This window comes from Streptococcus sp. V869, from assembly GCF_054353515.1.
In genome coordinates this window covers 693,726-711,489 of the sequence record NZ_JBTHHW010000001.1, presented here as the reverse complement: position 1 = coordinate 711,489, position 17,764 = coordinate 693,726, and the positions used below count along the sequence as shown (strand labels likewise).

The 17,764-nt window shown below is 38.8% G+C and carries 16 protein-coding genes and 1 tRNA gene; 12 read left to right on the top strand and 5 right to left on the bottom strand.

Annotated elements, in window-relative coordinates:
- The first annotated feature begins 10 nt into the window (after nt 1-10).
- From vex3 to ACXYSN_RS03460, 10 genes are all read left to right on the top strand, one after another.
- Nucleotides 11-1,390 carry an ABC transporter permease subunit Vex3 gene (vex3, locus tag ACXYSN_RS03505; protein WP_458636172.1) on the top strand — a complete coding sequence of 460 codons (1,380 nt, stop codon included), beginning with the start codon at nt 11-13 and terminating at the stop codon, nt 1,388-1,390.
- 70 nt (nt 1,391-1,460) lie between these two features.
- On the top strand, nt 1,461-2,117 hold the full coding sequence (locus tag ACXYSN_RS03500) for a response regulator transcription factor (protein ID WP_458636171.1): 657 nt from the start codon (nt 1,461-1,463) through the stop codon (nt 2,115-2,117).
- Nucleotides 2,114-3,445 carry a sensor histidine kinase VncS gene (gene vncS / locus ACXYSN_RS03495; protein ID WP_458636170.1) on the top strand — a complete coding sequence of 444 codons (1,332 nt, stop codon included), beginning with the start codon at nt 2,114-2,116 and terminating at the stop codon, nt 3,443-3,445. The genes ACXYSN_RS03500 and vncS overlap by 4 nt, the downstream gene beginning before the upstream one ends.
- Before the next feature lie 135 nt (nt 3,446-3,580).
- A complete protein-coding gene (locus ACXYSN_RS03490) occupies nt 3,581-4,462 on the top strand; it encodes a class II fructose-bisphosphate aldolase (protein ID WP_001019005.1) in 882 nt (293 codons plus the stop codon).
- 130 nt (nt 4,463-4,592) lie between these two features.
- Entirely contained in the window at nt 4,593-5,525 is a 933-nt protein-coding gene (locus ACXYSN_RS03485) for an alpha/beta hydrolase (RefSeq protein WP_458636169.1), read from the top strand.
- A 300-nt stretch (nt 5,526-5,825) separates the two neighbouring features.
- The gene (locus tag ACXYSN_RS03480) at nt 5,826-6,818 is read left to right on the top strand and encodes an ABC transporter ATP-binding protein (protein WP_458636168.1); all 993 of its coding nucleotides are present in this window, start codon (nt 5,826-5,828) and stop codon (nt 6,816-6,818) included.
- A 1-nt stretch (nt 6,819) separates the two neighbouring features.
- Complete coding sequence (locus tag ACXYSN_RS03475) at nt 6,820-7,638, top strand: ABC transporter permease (RefSeq protein ID WP_045613968.1); 819 nt, start codon at nt 6,820-6,822, stop codon at nt 7,636-7,638.
- A gap of 1 nt (nt 7,639) precedes the next feature.
- Nucleotides 7,640-8,425, top strand: coding sequence for an ABC transporter permease (locus tag ACXYSN_RS03470; RefSeq protein WP_458636167.1), 786 nt, complete (start codon nt 7,640-7,642; stop codon nt 8,423-8,425).
- 100 nt (nt 8,426-8,525) lie between these two features.
- A tRNA-Thr gene (locus ACXYSN_RS03465) sits at nt 8,526-8,597 on the top strand.
- A gap of 175 nt (nt 8,598-8,772) precedes the next feature.
- Nucleotides 8,773-9,087, top strand: coding sequence for a hypothetical protein (locus tag ACXYSN_RS03460; protein WP_458636166.1), 315 nt, complete (start codon nt 8,773-8,775; stop codon nt 9,085-9,087).
- A gap of 155 nt (nt 9,088-9,242) precedes the next feature.
- Here the strand turns inward: ACXYSN_RS03460 and ACXYSN_RS03455 are convergent, their stop codons facing one another.
- From ACXYSN_RS03455 to ACXYSN_RS03445, 3 genes are all read right to left on the bottom strand, one after another.
- Nucleotides 9,243-9,857 (bottom strand): hypothetical protein, encoded by a 615-nt coding sequence (locus ACXYSN_RS03455; protein WP_458636165.1) that lies wholly within the window; start codon nt 9,855-9,857, stop codon nt 9,243-9,245.
- Between the two features lie 165 nt (nt 9,858-10,022).
- Nucleotides 10,023-11,693: an N-acetylmuramoyl-L-alanine amidase gene (locus ACXYSN_RS03450; RefSeq protein WP_458636164.1), complete on the bottom strand. Its 1,671-nt coding sequence runs from the start codon at nt 11,691-11,693 to the stop codon at nt 10,023-10,025.
- A gap of 118 nt (nt 11,694-11,811) precedes the next feature.
- On the bottom strand, nt 11,812-12,171 hold the full coding sequence (locus ACXYSN_RS03445; RefSeq protein ID WP_025170012.1) for a DUF3397 domain-containing protein: 360 nt from the start codon (nt 12,169-12,171) through the stop codon (nt 11,812-11,814).
- A gap of 245 nt (nt 12,172-12,416) precedes the next feature.
- Here ACXYSN_RS03445 and ACXYSN_RS03440 point away from each other — a divergent pair, with 245 nt between their 5' ends.
- Both ACXYSN_RS03440 and ACXYSN_RS03435 read left to right on the top strand, forming a co-directional pair.
- Entirely contained in the window at nt 12,417-13,667 is a 1,251-nt protein-coding gene (locus ACXYSN_RS03440) for a dicarboxylate/amino acid:cation symporter (RefSeq protein WP_458636163.1), read from the top strand.
- Nucleotides 13,668-13,681: 14 nt separating this feature from the next.
- A complete protein-coding gene (locus ACXYSN_RS03435; RefSeq protein ID WP_458636162.1) occupies nt 13,682-14,623 on the top strand; it encodes an ATP-grasp domain-containing protein in 942 nt (313 codons plus the stop codon).
- A 169-nt stretch (nt 14,624-14,792) separates the two neighbouring features.
- On the opposite strand, the gene ACXYSN_RS03430 is transcribed toward ACXYSN_RS03435, so the two are convergent.
- The gene (locus ACXYSN_RS03430) at nt 14,793-15,656 is read right to left on the bottom strand and encodes a YihY/virulence factor BrkB family protein (protein ID WP_458636161.1); all 864 of its coding nucleotides are present in this window, start codon (nt 15,654-15,656) and stop codon (nt 14,793-14,795) included.
- Between the two features lie 42 nt (nt 15,657-15,698).
- Complete coding sequence (locus ACXYSN_RS03425; RefSeq protein WP_458636160.1) at nt 15,699-17,753, bottom strand: cation:proton antiporter; 2,055 nt, start codon at nt 17,751-17,753, stop codon at nt 15,699-15,701.
- Nucleotides 17,754-17,764: the final 11 nt, after the last annotated feature.

Genomic DNA, 17,764 nt, shown 5'->3' with positions numbered 1-17,764 from the left:
AAGGAATCTTATGTTACACAACGCATTTGCCTATGTCACAAGAAAATTTTTTAAGTCGCTTGTGATCTTTCTCATCATTCTCTTGATGGCTAGTTTGAGTTTGGTCGGCTTGTCTATCAAGGGTGCGACAGCCAAGGCTTCTCAAGAAACCTTTAAGAATATCACCAATAGTTTCTCCATGCAAATCAACCGCAGGGTCAACCAAGGAACTCCACGTGGTGCAGGGAATATCAAGGGTGAAGATATTAAAAAAATTACTGAAAATAAGGCCATCGAATCTTACATCAAACGGATCAATGCTATCGGTGATTTAACAGGCTACGAATTGATTGAGACACCTGAAACCAAGAAAAATCTAACGCCAGATCGAGCTCAACGTTTTGGAAGTAGCTTGATGATAACAGGTGTCAATGACTCTTCTAAAGAAGACAAGTTTGTATCAGGCTCTTATAAACTGGTTGAAGGTGAGCATTTAAAAAATGACGACAAGTACCAAATTCTCATGCATAAAGATTTGGCAGAAAAGCATGGATGGAAGGTAGGAGACAAGGTCAAACTTAACTCCAATATCTACGATGCGGATAATGAAAAAGGAGCTAAGGAAACAGTAGAAGTAACGATCAAAGGACTTTTTGATGGACATAACAAATCTGCTGTGACCTACTCACAGGAACTATATGAGAATACAGCAATCACAGATATTCACACAGCTGCCCAACTCTATGGATATACAGAAGATACAGCTATCTATGGAGATGCTACCTTCTTTGTAGCTGGGGATAAGAACCTCGATACGGTCATGCAAGAAATAGGATCCATCAATGGTATCAACTGGAAGATGTATAGCTTAATCAAGAGTTCATCAAACTATCCTGCTCTTGAACAATCCATCTCAGGCATGTACAAGATGGCTAATCTCCTATTCTGGGGTAGCTTGAGCTTCTCAGTTCTTCTACTGGCTCTCTTACTCACGCTATGGATTAATGCCCGTCGTAAAGAAGTTGGAATTCTTCTTTCCATTGGTCTTAAACAAGTAAGTATTCTGGGACAATTTATCATAGAAGCAATTATGATTGCTATTCCAGCTCTTATTTCAGCCTACTTCCTAGCCAACTATACAGCTCGTGCTATTGGAAATACAGTTCTTGCCAATGTCACATCAGATGTGGCCAAGCAGGCAAGTAAGGCTGCACAAGCTTCCAATCTTGGTGGTGGTGCAGAAGTTGACGGCTTTAGCAAAACTCTTTCAAGTCTGGATATTTCTATTCAACCTTCTGACTTTGCTATCGTTTTTGTACTTGCTTTAGTTCTTGTAGTAATTGTTATGGCGCTTGCTTCAAGCAATCTCCTCTTTAAACAACCAAAAGAACTCTTGTTGGATAGTGAATAAAAAACCTGCTACCTATTCTCATTCAAATGAGATATAATATAGGTAGCATTTTTGATAGAAAAGGATTTATATGAAAATTCTAATTGTAGAAGATGAAGACATGATCCGCGAGGGAATTAGCGACTATTTGTCGGATTGTGGCTATGAAACCATTCAGGCAGCAGATGGCCGTGAGGCATTAGAGCAATTTTCGAATCACAAAGTTGACCTGGTTCTCTTAGATATTCAAATGCCGAAACTCAATGGTTTAGAGGTCTTGTCAGAAATCCGTAAAAGCAGCCAAGTTCCAGTCTTGATGTTGACAGCCTTTCAGGACGAAGAATATAAGATGAGCGCCTTTGCATCCATGGCTGATGGATACTTAGAGAAGCCTTTTTCCCTATCCTTGTTAAAGGTACGAGTGGATGCCATCTTTAAGCGTTATTATGATGTAAGTCGTATCTTTACCTATAGGGACACCCAGGTAGACTTTGACAGTTATAGCGCTAAAGTAGCAGGTCAAGAAGTTGCAGTAAATGCAAAAGAACTAGAAATTTTAGACTATCTGGTTAAAAATGAAGGTCGAGCCTTAACTCGGTCGCAGATTATCGATGCTGTATGGAAGATGACAGAGGAGGTTCCTTTTGACAGAGTGATCGATGTCTATATCAAGGAACTACGGAAAAAATTGGATTTAGATTGTATTCTTACTGTACGCAATGTTGGTTATAAATTGGAGAGAAAATGAGACGTTCAGGGTTATTTAAAAAGATTTTTATCTATACCTTCTCGGTATTTTCTACCTTAGTCATTTGTTTGCATTTGGCCATCTATTTCCTCTTTCCTACTACCTATCTCAGTCATCGTCAGGAGAGTATCGGACAGAAGTCAACAGAAATTGCTCAAACCCTTCAAGGAAAAGACAGTCAAACTATCCAGGAAGTACTTGAACTTTATTCTCAAAGTAGCGATATAAAGGGAGTCATCAAGGGTGAAATGACTCAGGATAAGTTAGAAGTCAAGGACAATCTTCCAATTGATAGAGATCGACAGACGGCCTCCTTGGTTATTGAGGAAAGAGAGGTCCAATCTAAGGATGATCAGACCTTGACCATACAGTTTATTGCTTCTATGGATTTGCAGAAAGAAGCAGAAGATATGAGTCTGCAATTCCTACCCTATACTCTGTTAGCTTCTTTTCTGATTTCACTCCTGATTGCATATATCTATGCCAGAACTATCGTAGCTCCGATATTGGAAATCAAGCGAGTAACTCGAAGGATGATGGACTTGGATGCAGAAGTGAGATTGCGCGTGGATTCCAAGGATGAGATTGGGGATCTCAAGGAGCAAATCAATAGTCTCTATCAGCATCTTTTGACCGTCATTGCGGACTTGCATGAGAAAAATGAATCCATCCTCCAGTTAGAAAAGATGAAGGTTGAGTTTTTGCGAGGAGCTTCCCATGAACTGAAAACACCTCTTGCTAGTCTGAAAATCCTTTTGGAAAACATGCAAGCAAACATAGGTCGCTATAAAGATCGCGACCATTATCTGGGTGTTTCTTTGGGGATCGTGGATGATTTAAGCCACCATGTCCAGCAGATTTTATCCCTTTCTTCGGTGCAAGAATTACGAGATAAGAAGGAGCAAATCAACCTTCTGGATATGACCAATCTCCTATTGATGGATTATGACTTGTTAGCCAAGGAGAGAGAAATCTCTATTGAGAATCAGTTGACTAACCAGAAGGTTTATCTAAATCCTTCGGTACTCAAGCTGATTCTTTCAAATCTGATCAGTAATGCGGTGAAGCATTCTATCCAAGGTGGCTATCTAAAAATTGGGACAGAAGATGACTGGTTTTTTATTGAAAACACCTGTACAACAGAAGAGCAAGATAAATTTGAACAATCCTTTACGGCTTCTAGTCGCCAAAGTAAGGGAGCTGGTTTGGGACTATTTGTGGTCAAGAGTTTATTAGAGAACGAAGAAATTGACTATTATTTTGAAAGAGATGAGAATCACTTAGTATTTTTCATGAAGCTACCACAGGTCAATCCGGAAAGTGATTAAGAAAGGGTTTACATCAATCTGATTGGAAGAAATTCAATCTAAAGTATGGGAAAAACTAGATTTTTTTATCAAAAAGTGATAAAATGAACAATGTAAATGGGATATCCCATAAAAATATACAGGAGGCCTGATAAAATGGCAATCGTTTCAGCAGAAAAATTTGTCCAAGCAGCTCGTGACAACGGTTATGCAGTTGGTGGATTTAACACAAACAACCTTGAGTGGACTCAAGCTATCTTGCGCGCAGCAGAAGCTAAAAAAGCTCCAGTTTTGATCCAAACTTCAATGGGTGCTGCTAAATACATGGGTGGTTACAAAGTTGCTCGCAACTTGATCGCTAACCTTGTAGAATCAATGGGTATCACTGTACCAGTAGCTATCCACCTTGACCACGGTCACTATGAAGATGCACTTGAGTGTATTCAAGTTGGTTATACTTCAGTTATGTTTGATGGTTCACATCTTCCAGTTGAAGAAAACCTTGAAAAAGCTCGTAAAGTTGTAGAATTTGCGCATGCAAATGGTGTATCAGTAGAAGCTGAAGTTGGAACTATCGGTGGTGAAGAAGACGGAATCATCGGTGATGGCGAATTGGCTCCAATCGAAGATGCTAAAGCAATGGTTGCAACTGGTATCGACTTCTTGGCAGCTGGTATTGGTAACATCCACGGTCCTTACCCTGCAAACTGGAAAGGTCTTCATCTTGACCACTTGCAAAAATTGACTGAAGCTGTACCAGGATTCCCAATCGTATTGCACGGTGGATCAGGTATTCCTGATGACCAAATCCAAGCAGCTATCAAACTTGGTGTTGCTAAAGTTAACGTTAACACTGAATGCCAAATCGCATTCGCTAACGCAACTCGTAAATTTGCTCGTGACTACGAAGCAAACGAAGCAGAATACGACAAGAAGAAACTCTTCGACCCACGTAAATTCTTGGCTGACGGTGTAAAAGCTATCCAAGCATCAGTTGAAGAACGTATCGACGTATTCGGTTCAGAAGGTAAAGCTTAATCTAGCTGAACAATATAAAACGAAACCCGCCTGTGAAGGTGGGTTTTTTGTTTCTGGATTTATAGAGAATGTACGGGATAAGAACCAATCTAAAGTTGCCAAAAGAGTGTTATTTTTGTACAATAATGCTATGAAAATACTGAAAAAATCAGCCCTTGTCCTTCTAAGTTTCCTTATCTTGTTTTTAGTAGCAACATTTATCTTTCATCGTATCGGCTTAGAAAAGGAACAAGCTTCTCTAACTCCTATGGGTAAAACTGTTCTCGTTAATGGGCACAAAATCAATGTTTACGTTGAAGGTGATGGTCCAGAGACAATAGTGTTTCTATCGGGTGCTGGAATTGCCTCTCCAATATTGGACTTTAAGAATGTGTCAGATTTCTTATCAAAAAAATATAAAATTGTCGTAGTCGAGAGAGCTGGCTATGGTTATAGCGAGGATAGTAATCAATCCAGAGATGTGATGGAAGTTTTGTCTGAGACTCGTCAAGCTCTTTCTCAAGCGAATATCACTGGTCCTTTTATTATTCTATCTCATTCTATGGCTAGTCTTGAAAGTCTGGCTTGGCAGGAAAAGTATCCTGATGAAGTGAAAGCCTTGGTTGGTCTGGATTGGGCATTGCCGTCAAGTTATGAGGATTTAAAGGACAATCAAGCCTTGCTTACCGTGGCCTATTGGAGCAGCAAGATTGGTTTGTTACGCTATTTCCCAGAGTCCTTTTATATAAAAAATCCAACTCTGACAGAAAGTGAACGACAACAATATAAACTCCTAGCTTATAAGCAGTTGATATCACAAGCTATGCTTCATGAATCCCGTATGGTAAAGGAAAATGCCAAGAAAGTTCCCTCTAGCATCAATCCCAAAATCCCTACCTTACTACTGGTTTCTAACGGTCAAGATACAAGCTTTAGTCAATCTGAATGGCAGCGCTACGCAGAGAAATTTGCTAGTGAACAGTCTAATGTGAAAGTCATCTATATGGATGTACCACACGACCTTTATCATTATCAAAGTCATGAAATAGTTTCTCAGATCGAAGATTTTTTAAAGAGTAATTGAGGGGATAAAAATCATTTTGGATTAATGACAATCATTAAATGTTAAAGAACTAACAGTAGAATCGTAAATTTTTTATTAACAATAAACCTGCCCCTGAGGGTAGGTTTTTTGGGTGTTTTAAGAGAGAAATCTCACATTTCATAATCTATAAGAAAACGCTTGCATTCCTTTTTTTATTGGATTATAATAGGTTGGTATAAAGCCTTCTATAATAATATTGAGAAGGTGTAGAAAGTAAGGATTTAGAATATTTGTAGTCAAAAATACAATGTTGCTATTCCTTGTGATAGGGAGAGATTTATGGCAATGATTGAAGTGAAACATCTTCAGAAAAATTTTGTGAAGACAGTAAAGGAGCCAGGTTTGAAGGGGGCTTTGCGTTCCTTTATTCATCCTGAAAAGCAGACCTTTGAAGCGGTCAAGGATTTGACTTTTGAAGTACCCAAGGGGCAGATTCTAGGCTTTATCGGAGCTAATGGTGCTGGGAAGTCGACAACCATCAAAATGCTAACAGGGATTTTGAAACCGACATCTGGTTTTTGTCGGATTAACGGCAAGATTCCCCAGGATAATCGCCAAGATTATGTCAAGGATATTGGAGTCGTTTTCGGACAACGTACCCAGTTATGGTGGGATTTGGCACTGCAAGAGACCTACACGGTTTTGAAGGAGATTTACGATGTTCCAGACTCGCTTTTCCATAAGCGTATGGACTTTTTGAATGAAGTTTTGGATTTGAAGGAATTTATCAAGGATCCTGTGCGGACTCTTTCATTGGGGCAACGGATGCGGGCGGATATTGCGGCTTCCTTGCTTCACAATCCCAAAGTTCTCTTTTTAGATGAGCCGACTATTGGTTTGGATGTGTCGGTCAAGGATAACATTCGACGTGCTATCACCCAGATTAATCAGGAGGAAGAGACAACTATTCTCTTGACCACTCACGACTTGAGCGATATTGAGCAACTCTGTGATCGGATTTTTATGATTGACAAGGGGCAGGAGATTTTTGATGGGACGGTGAGCCAGCTCAAGGAGACCTTTGGCAAGATGAAGACTCTCTCCTTCGATCTGACGCCAGGTCAAAGTCATCTCGTCTCTCATTATGTAGGCTTACCTGATATATCCATTGATAGACAAGGAAATAACCTGACTATTGAATTTGATAGTTCCCGCTACCAATCAGCTGATATTATCAAGCAAACCTTATCTGATTTTGAAGTCCGTGATTTGAAGATGGTAGATACGGATATTGAAGATATTATCCGTCGCTTCTATCGAAAGGAGCTCTAAGATGGTCAAATTGTGGAGACGTTATAAACCCTTTATCAATGCAGGGATTCAGGAGTTGATTACCTATCGAGTAAACTTTCTTCTTTATCGGATTGGCGATGTCATGGGGGCTTTTGTGGCCTTTTATCTCTGGAAGGCTGTCTTTGATTCTTCGCAAGAGCCTTTGATTCAGGGCTTTAGCATGGCGGATATCACCCTCTATATCATCATGAGTTTTGTGACTAATTTATTAACTGAGTCAGATAGCTCCTTTATGATTGGTGATGAGGTAAAAGATGGCTCTATTATCATGCGCTTATTAAGACCAGTCCATTTTGCGGCCTCTTATCTTTTCACCGAGCTTGGTTCCAAGTGGTTGATTTTTATCTCTGTTGGACTGCCATTTTTAAGCGTTATTGTCTTGATGAAAATCTTATCTGGACAAGGCATTGTAGAAGTACTGGGATTAACGATTCTTTATCTCTTTAGCTTAGCACTGGCATACCTGATTAACTTTTTCTTTAATATCTGTTTTGGATTTTCAGCCTTTATATTTAAAAATCTATGGGGTTCTCAAGTATTCAAAGCTTCACTAGTATCCTTTATGTCAGGAAGTTTGATTCCCTTGGCTTTCTTTCCAAAGGTCATTTCAGATATTCTGTCCTTCTTACCTTTCTCATCCTTGATTTACACTCCAGTCATGATTATTGTTGGGAAATACGATGCTAGTCAGATTCTTCAAGCACTTTTGCTTCAGCTTTTCTGGCTTATAGTGATGGTGGGCTTGTCTCAGTTGATTTGGAAACGAGTCCAGTCATTCATCACCATTCAGGGAGGTTAGTATGAAAAAATATCAACGCATGCATCTGATTTTTATCAGACAGTACATCAAGCAAATCATGGAATACAAGGTAGATTTTGTGGTTGGTGTGTTGGGAGTCTTTCTGACTCAAGGCCTGAACCTCTTGTTTCTTAATGTACTCTTTCAACACATCCCCTCGCTAGAAGGTTGGACCTTTCAAGAGATTGCCTTTATCTATGGATTTTCCTTAATTCCAAAGGGATTAGATCATCTCTTTTTTGACAATCTCTGGGCTTTAGGTCAACGACTAGTTCGAAAAGGGGAGTTTGACAAGTATCTGACTCGTCCTATCAATCCTCTCTTTCACATCCTCGTTGAGACCTTTCAGATTGATGCCTTGGGTGAACTTTTGGTCGGTGGAATTTTACTAGTGACAACGGCGACTAGCATTGCTTGGACTCTTCCCAAATTCCTGATTTTTCTAGTTTGTATTCCTTTTGCGACCTTGATTTATACTTCCTTGAAAATTGCAACGGCCAGCATCGCTTTTTGGACCAAGCAGTCAGGTGCCATGATTTACATTTTCTATATGTTTAATGATTTTGCCAAGTACCCGATTTCCATTTACAATTCGTTCCTTCGTTGGTTAATTAGCTTTATTGTACCTTTTGCCTTTACGGCCTACTATCCTGCCAGCTATTTCTTGCAGGGCAAGGATGGACTCTTTAATATCGGTGGTTTGATTCTGATTTCCCTTGTCTTCTTTGTCATTTCTTTGAAACTATGGGACAGGGGCTTGGATGCCTACGAAAGTGCGGGTTCGTAAAAGGAAGAAACTCAAAGTCTCGTCTTAGGACAGGCTTTTTTTAATGGAGATAAAATTCCTTGACATCCTTCCTTATAGTGCTATACTATAAGAGTAATCTCCGATTTAGCTCAGTTGGTAGAGCAACGCACTCGTAACGCGTAGGTCACAGGTTCGATCCCTGCAATCGGCAGTGTGAAAGAAGTCCTCTCGGACTTCTTTTTTTCTTTTAATAAGATTTTGACCACATAGTCTATCATGACTACCACATAGACAAAAGTTGTTGTTTGAGTTTTTTATTTCTGTTATAGTAGTAGCCGTCAAAGGGAGATAAAACTTCCTAACAAATTAGAAAATGAGGTAATATTATGAAAAAAGTATTAGGGATCGGATTTTTAGTTATTGCAGTAGCGGTCTTGTATTTTGGTTTTGTTGGATGGATAAGTTTGGATGTCAACATCTGGGCCCTCTTTCCAGTAGGTCTATTTCTATTCTTTACACTTGAAAATCTAGTGAAAAAAGATTACAAGGCTAGTCTCATGTGCCTGATCATTGCTTTTATCATTGCAAATGCTATTCTGGATATCTTACCACTTTCAAGTGGTTTGGTTATCGGTGCTGGAGTGCTGGCTTGCGTGGGAATTGGATTTCTCTTTCCAGATAAAAATATGAAAGTAAAGTAATTTAAAGTACATAAAAAAATAATAACGCTAAAGTATACACAGAAAGATAAATATATAAATTTTATTTCTGGAAAAAGAAAAAGGAGAAAATCAAATATGATTTTCTCCTATAATTAACTTGTTAAAAATTAACTAGAATAGGTAAATTACTAAGATTATTTATTGAATCCTGCACCAAAGCGAGTGTTGTTACCAAACTCACGAGTTGCATCATTCAAAGGTTTTCCGTCAGTACCTGCAACTGGTTTAGCTGGATAGGTTTCAGCACCTGATACACTGTAAGCTTTGTCATATTGTTTTGAAACAGCATAACCAAAACGGTTGTTGGGGTTATTTGCAGCACCTGCTTCTGTAACAATTTCTGGAGCTGGAGTAGCTGGCTTAGCTGGAGCTGGAGTAGCTGGTTTAGCTGGAGCTGGAGTAGCTGGCTTAGCTGGAGCTGGAGTAGCTGATTTAGCAGCGTTAAATCCTGCACCAAAACGAGTGTTGTGTCCAAACTCACGAGTTGAATCATCCAAAGGTTTACCGTCAGTATCTGCAACTGGCTTAGCTGGATAAGTCTTAGCACCTGCAAAACTGAAAGCTCTCTTGTTTAATGGAGAAACTGCGAAACCAAAACGGTTGTTATGATTATTAGCAGCATTTGCCTTTGTAACTGTCCCAGCAGTTGAAGCAGTTACTCCTGGGATAGAAGGAACTTCAGTAGCTGCATAAGAAACGCTAGCGATTGCTGACAATGCTAATGCACTTGTTAATAAAACTTTTTTCATTGTTTTATCTCCTCTTTAATTTTTCATTTTATTTCTAAGGCGAACCTTATTATTTTGATTGTATCATATATAGATATATTGTCAAGTATTTATAATTTTTAAGAAAATTTTTTCATTCAAAATTCTTAAGCAAAAAAAGTCTCGAGTTTTCTCGAGACTTTTACTTTATTTACCTGCGTAATATTTTTGAATACCTTTGACAATCCCAGCGACCAATCTGTTTTGATAAGCATCGCTACGAATTTGTTGGTTTTCGTTGAAATTGTCAATGTAACCAAGCTCCAATAGAACTGCTGGTTTATCAGTTTCTCGAAGGACTGCAAAGCTACTTTGGAGGAGGCCAGCATCCTTAGCGCCAGTTTCAGCTAGGAGTGAAGAGTGGATATCAGCAGCAAGGCGATTGCTTTCACTGATACGATCAGGGTGATTATGCCAGTATGAATTAATCCGAGAAGGATAGCCAGCAGCTTCTTCGTAAGAATAAGTCTGAATACCAGAACGGTTAGAAGCAGGGCTTCCGCTAGCATTGAAGTGGATGCTAATGAAGATATCGGAGTTCGTATTATTGGCTATTTTTGAACGTTCGGTGACAAAGTCGACATAGACATCACTATCTCTCGAAGAAAGAACTGTATAACCAAGACCTTGGAGTTCCTTGCGTAGTTTTTGATAAACTTGCATGGTGAGGTCTTTTTCATTAGTGTTATAATAAACAGCACCTGGATCTTTACCACCGTGTCCTGGATCTAAGAAAACGGTATATGTGTATTTTCCTTTTTCAAATCCACGACTTACGGGCACTTCACCAATCCATTTTCCATTACTTTGGAACTGATGTGCTTTTCCATCGATTTTACGAGTTCCTGTGACATAGACCCCGCTATCTTCTAGGTAATACCAAGCATTATAGTAGTTATCAAAAATCCATTCATTCTTAGCCATGTAACCACCGGCCTTGAGGTAGTATGAGCCAATCCATTCACGCGCTGCATAAGTACCACCTGATTTCAAATAGAACCAACTATTGTAGTTTTTATCGAAAATCCATTCTTTTTCAGCCATGGCACCGCTAGATTTTAGGTAGAAGCTACCTTGCCATTGGTTGCTTGCCATTGTGGCATCTTTGTTAAAGTAGTACCAAACTCCACCAATTTTATCCCACTTGTTTTTGATTAAGCTACCAGAAGATTGGGCATAATACCATTTGTCATCTTGTTTAACCCAAGCGCTCTCAGCCATGGCACCACTATTGGTAAAGAGATAATCATCAAAAATGGTGTTGCTGAGCATGATACCGTCTTTATCAAAGTAGTACCATACACCGCCAATCTTTTTCCAATCTTGTTTAACGATTTTTCCAGATGGATTAGCATAATACCAGTTATCTTTAATTTTAGCCCAGCCACTACCGACCATAGCCCCGCTGCTAGTCAGAATGTACCCATCATAGATCGTATTGCTGAGCATGATACCATCCTTATCAAAGTAGTACCATTTCCCGTGAATTTTTTTCCAATTGACGGTAGCCTTGTTAGCTTCATAGAAGCGCCAGATATTTTCTTCAAATATCCAACCATCTTTTTTATCTTCTGGAACCTGGCTTTCTTCTTTCTTAGCTGAAGTTTTACTTGGGTTTGTTGTAGAAGTTGTTGGTATGCTTGAACTTGCTTCAGTAGAAGGAACTGGTTTCTTTGTTTCAACCTTGTTAGCTGTTGTAGTTTGTTGCGTCGTCTCTGCTGAAGTAGTTTGTGCTTGATTTTCTTCAGCTAAAGCTGAGCTTGTTGCGAATCCTAGATAAGTAAGCGTGATGGCACTTGCCAAGAGCGTTTTTTTCACTTGTTTCATCTCCTATTTATTTTTTAATAATCTCTTTTTAAAATGTCATTAGAAAAGCACCTCAAATGGAACGTTGGGTTGCCAACTTTGTTGAGGTGCTGGCAAAATTTGTTGCCATTTATTTCATCATGAAGATTTGAACAATCATGATGATGTAGATGAGCAATGTAAGTAGAAATCCAGCTCTCCAAAAGAATTTCAGGAATTTTGGATAATAAAAACTACGTTTTTTGCTCAAGAAGAAAAAGGCTAAAATGATAGCCAGCAAGGATAATGCTGCTCCCAAAACGGGAAGTTGATTGTGTGTAAAAACCTTAGCACTGATAAAATAATATTCAAAAATTAGAAAAGGAAAAGCCAGATCAGCAAAGTTGATGCCCCTTTTCTTTAACTTAAAGAATCTGCTCAGAATAATTGCTAAAGCCAAGGTTAATACCAAAAGCAAGACGGAAGCGAGTTTCATTAAAATCATAACAATATTGTATCATAAAACTTGAATAATAGAAAAGCATATTCTTTGATTTAACAGTGTTTTTCTAAAAATTTTTGTTTAGAAATTGATTTTTTATACTTTATACAAATTCAGTGTATGTTGGATACAAAAATGGTAATAGTTTTAGTCTTCAATATAAATCTTTTTTATGGTGACCATAGAAAATATATATTAGTCAGAAAGAAAGAATAGTAGTAGAATGAGTAGCAAATAAAACAAAGGAGTTTCTTATGAAATTAGTTACTTTATGGTCAAAACTCTCACTAGGAATCCAATTATTGGTGGCTTTGGTCTTGGGTGTGATTGCTGCGGTCATCTGGCCACAATTTGCAGGTTTTTATCAATTTTTAGGACAAGCCTTTATTAAATTGATCAATATGGTGATCATTCCACTAATCTTCCCGACTATCGTTGTTGCAGTAGCCGGCGTTATCGGGAAAAAATCTTTCGGGAAAATCTTGACCAAAAGCTTGGTTTACTTTTTCGCAGTAACAACTGCTATTACCCTATTGTTTGTATTTGCTAGTTATTATTTGGGATTTGGACAAGGTGTGAACATTGGTCAAACTGGTGGAAACCTTGATGGAATTGCCAATAATGTAAAATTTAGCGAATTTCTCCTTGGTTTTATTCCGTCAAATATCGTCAAATCTCTTTCAGATGGTGCTCTATTGCCGATTATCGTTTTTGCTATCTTTCTTGGTTATGGAATTGGGAATCTTAAGTCTGATAAATCTCAGAAGATTATCGAAGGTTTCCAAATCTGGATTGAAGCCATCTATAAGATTGTAGCAGTGATTATTAAATTATCACCGATTGGCATTTTTGGATTTATCGCTAAAGATGTTGCAACTACTGGTGTTGACAAATTGATTGGACTTGGTCAATTTGTAATTGGAACTTATTTGGCTTATGCTGTATTGGTTCTGCTTATTTTCCCCTTGATTGCTTTCTTCTTTAAAGTACCGTATTTGTCAGCCTTTCGTGAAAATTGGAGTCTCTTGACACTGGCTTTTGTTACAGGTAGTTCTAGTGTTGTCTTGCCTTCACTTCTTAAAGATTTGAAAAAACAGGGGCATGACGAGCATACGATTGATTTAGTTGTTCCTTTAGGATATACTTTTAACTTAGAGGGCGCAGCGGTTTACTTCTCAGTAGCGACGATTTTTATTGCTCATGCCTACGGTATTCAATTTTCATTATCAAGTCTCTTGTTTACTGTTTTGTTGTTGACTTTGATTGGAAAAACTGCGGCAACCGTACCATCAGGAGCTATCGTGGTTCTACTAGCTGCAGCACCTCAACTGGGCTTGCCAGTAGAAGGAGTAGCCTTGATTTTTGCAGTTGATTTCTTTGTCAATGCCGGCCGTACTATGATCAATGTTTTGGGTCAAATCTTAACAGTCAGCGTTATTGAAAAAACAGAAGGATATATTTTAGAAGAAGAAAAGGAAAGCCAACTATCAGTCAGCTTTTCTTAAGGAGATGATAAGTAATGAGTGAAGCAAAAGTTTATGTGATTCATGAGAATCTTGAATGGACCCAGCATTTGGTCAAATGGTTGGAAGAACTAGAAGTCCCTTATGAACTGTGGGATTTGTCTAGTGGAATTTTGGATCTGCAAAGTCCACCGCCACAGGGTATCTTCTACAATCGTATGTCTGCGTCTTCTCACACCAGAGGACATCGCTATGCACCAGAATTTACAGAGCAGGTGATTACTTGGTTAGAAGCCCACGGACGCAAGGTTGTGAATGGAACTGGGGCTATCAACCTAGAAATCAGTAAAGTCAAACAATATTTGAAGCTACATGAGTCTGGCATTGAGACTCCTTCGACAGTTGCAGTTTTGGGCCAAGAAAATATCATTGAAGCAGCCAGAAAATTGAACATCTATCCATTGATTACCAAGCACAATCGAGCAGGTAAGGGATTAGGAGTTCAACTCTTCCAAAATGAAGAGGAACTGGCAGCTTATGTCAATAGTCCTCTCTTTGAACCATCAGTGGACGGGATTACCTTGTTACAAGCCTACATCAAACCAAGTGATGGACGCATCCGTCGTTCAGAGTTTATCAATCAGAAGTTTCTCTATACTGTTTCAATCGATTCTTCAGATGGATTCCAACTTTGTCCAGCAGATGGTTGTCAAATTGGCAAGAGACCAGAACAACTAGAAACGTCTGAAAAATTCCAGATTACAGAACCTTTACCAGATTCTCGAAGAGAAGCTTATGAGAACTTCCTTAAGAATGCTCAGATTGAAGTTGCTGCTATTGAATGGGTTCAGTCAGAGAGTGGTGATATTTATGTTTATGATGTAAATACCAACACAAACTACAATCCTACCGCAGAAAAAAATGCCAATATTTTTGCTCACCAACATTTGGCTCAATATCTAAAATCAGAGTTGCAAGCCCTAACGAGAGGACAATAAAGTACTAAAGAAAATCCCCCAGTATTAAATGACTGGGGGATTGATTTGTTTATACTCTTCGAAAATCTCTTCAAACAACGTCAGCTTCGCCTTGCCGTACTCAAGTACAGCCTGCGGCTCGCTTCCTAGTTTGCTCTTTGATTTTCATTGAGTATTAATCGATAAAAAATTATTGATTAACCTTGAAGTCTGGATCTTTAAGACTTTGGACACTGGCATTGATCACTGCACCGACAATCAATAACTTGGCAATGATAATGAACCAAAACATCATGACAACAACGATGATGGAACTGAAAAACCGAACGTCGACAAGATAGTTGACATAGTTATTGAAATAAGCTGAAAAGATAGTTAACAATGAAATAAGAGTGACGAATACGAATAGACTTCCAGGAAGGACGTAACGAAGACGACCGATTTTCACGTTTGGAAGTAAGTAATAAATCATGATGAGGATTGCAAAGAGGAATACATAAACTAAAGGCCCTGTAAAATTTTGTAAGTAACTAAATAGGGAACTCTCAGATTTCCAGTAGTTCTTAAGAAAGTCTAGTAACATATGACCAAACATACTAAAGAAGAGAATGATGGCAAAGAGAATCTGTAGACCCAAACTTACCAGGATACTCATCAGTTGATGAGAAATAAGACCTCTGTTCTTAGCGATTCCATAAGCTTTATTAAAAGCCTTTTGGAGGAAATTCATGGATTTTGAGAAGGTCCAAAGGGCTGATATCACCGCAAAACTCAAGAGTCCAGCAGATGGTTGTGTCAGTACTTCGCGGGCAATCTTTGCTACTACGTCATAGATTGTATCTGGTAAAAATTCCTTCAGTGAAATCAAAAAATCAGAGATTGGAATCTGAAAATAGGGAAGGATATTGACCACTATCATGAGAAGTGGAAAGATTGAAATCAACCAATAATAGGCCACAGCTACACTGGTTAATTCAATATCTGAAACACGATAATAGTGTAAAAAAGCTTTTAATAAGGGCCTATTAGTTAGTTGTTTCCACAACTCTTTCATTGCATAATCCTCCACAATAAAAATTCTCTTTTAACCTAAATCTTAATTTCTGCGAACTAATTCCATCATATCATAAGGTAGCGTGTTGGCTGATTCTTTTAGGGAATAAGTTTCTAGGTTGTTTACATTTTGTCGTAGTTTTTTAGCATACTGGGCTGAGATGAGTTTTTGTTTCTCGTACTCAAAGATACACTTACGTTCTAGATAGTAGCCTCTCAACATTTCATCGATGTTATTGGGTTTAATACGATTGATAACCCGCTCTACAAAGGCACCACTGGTAATATGACTGGTTTCACGTAGACGAGATTCCTGCATAAAGCTAATTAGAGAACTCTTATAAATCCCTTTGAGGTTTTCCAAACTTTCGATAATGATTTCAGTGTTGGCTAGGTAGAGTTCAGCAATCTGGTCATAGTCAATGGCCAGAAGTCTTTGAGTTTCTTTGTTCTTCAAGGAACGGAGGGTTTTGCCAAATGTAAGCAACTCATGTAGGAGAAAACGTACAATTCGAATAGAAACAAGGAAGTAGTAGGTCAGTCGAGAAGCGAAGTTTCGTTTAATATTTTTCTCCATGCTTTTCAGATAACGTTGGTAGACACGATATCCTCTTTCGCCGATTTTTCCTTCTTCGTAAGCCTGCTCCAAACCATCGCTCTCGATACTGAGAATCAATAGTTTCAGAGCTTCCCAGTCTTCCTGGATTTCCTTATTTTCCTGACTGAGGATGAGGTTTTCAATCCGTCCATGATAATTATCGAGCGCCGCATAGAGGGGAACCTTATTTTTGGTATTGTCCAAATCTTTCTCTAGTTCAATAGCAACATCATTTAGGATAGCGATGTGCATGAGATGATCCTTAGATGGTTCTTGCTCTTCAGAAAGGTGTGGCAAAACTACTAAACCAGTAAGAAAACTGACCAGGGTTATACCTGCGACAAGAAAGAGAAGGAGAGGATATTCTTGCTCAAGATTTGACGGTATCAAAAGGATAGTAGCAATAGAAACTGTTCCTTTAACTCCAGAAAATGTCAAGAGAAGCATATCTTTAACATACTTGTGGAAACTTTTTTGAAGTTTCTTAATACGCAAAGCGTAAAAGCCGTAAATCATCACAAAGCGGATGGCAAAGAGTAGGAAGGTTAAAAGAAAGACTGTGACGAGAAGAAGCACTTTGTTGTAAAATGCACTCTTAAGAATTGGTTCAGCAATCATTTCCAGTTCCATCCCAAGAATGACAAAGACAGAACCATTGAGCATGAAGGTTACAGTGTGCCAAACGGTCTCGGTAACAGTATCAACCTGGGCTTCAAGAAGATTTATCTTTTTAAAACGACTCGCTTTTAAAATACCAGCAACAACGACTGCGATAATTCCAGAAACATGAATTCCTTCAGCGATGAAGAAGGTTAGAAGTGGTAAACTAAGATCTAGCAGCAGTTCACTGGCTATGTCAGTAGCACGGACACTTAGAAGAAAGGAGTGGAGGAATCGGTTGATTAAAGCCGTCATAAGACCAACTGCAAGCCCTCCAACGATAGAGATAGCCAGAGATAACCCTGCTTGAGTGATTGAAAAAGTTCCCGTTGTCCAAGCGATGAGGGCTACACGAAAAGCAATCAGCCCAGAAGCGTCATTTAACAGGCCTTCTCCTTTTAAGATATTTGAAATGCGTTTTGGAAAGGTAAAACGTTCAGAAAGGGAAGCAAAAGCAACGAGATCTGTAGGACCAAGTGCAGCACCGACTGCGACGCAGGCAGCTAATGGCAAGCCAATCCAAAGGACATGGGCAAGGCCTCCCATACTCAATGTTGATACAAAGATAACAGGGAAAATCAGATAAAGCACAATTTTCCAGTGTTTTAAGATAGAAGTTACATCTGCTTCTTGAGCCTCACGAAAGAGGAGCGGGCCGATTACCAAAGCTAAAAACAACTCAGTGTCTAAGTGATACTGGTTATTCGGTAAGCACAGACCAATCCCGATACCCAGCAAAATCTGAATCAGGGGCATGGGTAAAAAGGGAAGCAGTTTATTGGTCGTACTAGAAACAATGAGAACAAGTAAAAATATCAAGAGATAAAAAAGTAAATCCATCTTCTACCTCC

What these genes read in the sequence shown, in the direction of transcription:
- vex3 (WP_458636172.1), top strand. Translation starts at nt 11, where the DNA reads ATGTTACACAACGCATTTGCCTATGTCACAAGAAAATTTTTTAAGTCG.
- ACXYSN_RS03500 (WP_458636171.1), top strand. Translation starts at nt 1,461, where the DNA reads ATGAAAATTCTAATTGTAGAAGATGAAGACATGATCCGCGAGGGAATT.
- vncS (WP_458636170.1), top strand. Translation starts at nt 2,114, where the DNA reads ATGAGACGTTCAGGGTTATTTAAAAAGATTTTTATCTATACCTTCTCG.
- ACXYSN_RS03490 (WP_001019005.1), top strand. Translation starts at nt 3,581, where the DNA reads ATGGCAATCGTTTCAGCAGAAAAATTTGTCCAAGCAGCTCGTGACAAC.
- ACXYSN_RS03485 (WP_458636169.1), top strand. Translation starts at nt 4,593, where the DNA reads ATGAAAATACTGAAAAAATCAGCCCTTGTCCTTCTAAGTTTCCTTATC.
- ACXYSN_RS03480 (WP_458636168.1), top strand. Translation starts at nt 5,826, where the DNA reads ATGGCAATGATTGAAGTGAAACATCTTCAGAAAAATTTTGTGAAGACA.
- ACXYSN_RS03475 (WP_045613968.1), top strand. Translation starts at nt 6,820, where the DNA reads ATGGTCAAATTGTGGAGACGTTATAAACCCTTTATCAATGCAGGGATT.
- ACXYSN_RS03470 (WP_458636167.1), top strand. Translation starts at nt 7,640, where the DNA reads ATGAAAAAATATCAACGCATGCATCTGATTTTTATCAGACAGTACATC.
- ACXYSN_RS03460 (WP_458636166.1), top strand. Translation starts at nt 8,773, where the DNA reads ATGAAAAAAGTATTAGGGATCGGATTTTTAGTTATTGCAGTAGCGGTC.
- ACXYSN_RS03455 (WP_458636165.1), bottom strand. Translation starts at nt 9,857, where the DNA reads ATGAAAAAAGTTTTATTAACAAGTGCATTAGCATTGTCAGCAATCGCT.
- ACXYSN_RS03440 (WP_458636163.1), top strand. Translation starts at nt 12,417, where the DNA reads ATGAAATTAGTTACTTTATGGTCAAAACTCTCACTAGGAATCCAATTA.
- ACXYSN_RS03435 (WP_458636162.1), top strand. Translation starts at nt 13,682, where the DNA reads ATGAGTGAAGCAAAAGTTTATGTGATTCATGAGAATCTTGAATGGACC.
- ACXYSN_RS03430 (WP_458636161.1), bottom strand. Translation starts at nt 15,656, where the DNA reads ATGAAAGAGTTGTGGAAACAACTAACTAATAGGCCCTTATTAAAAGCT.
- ACXYSN_RS03425 (WP_458636160.1), bottom strand. Translation starts at nt 17,753, where the DNA reads ATGGATTTACTTTTTTATCTCTTGATATTTTTACTTGTTCTCATTGTT.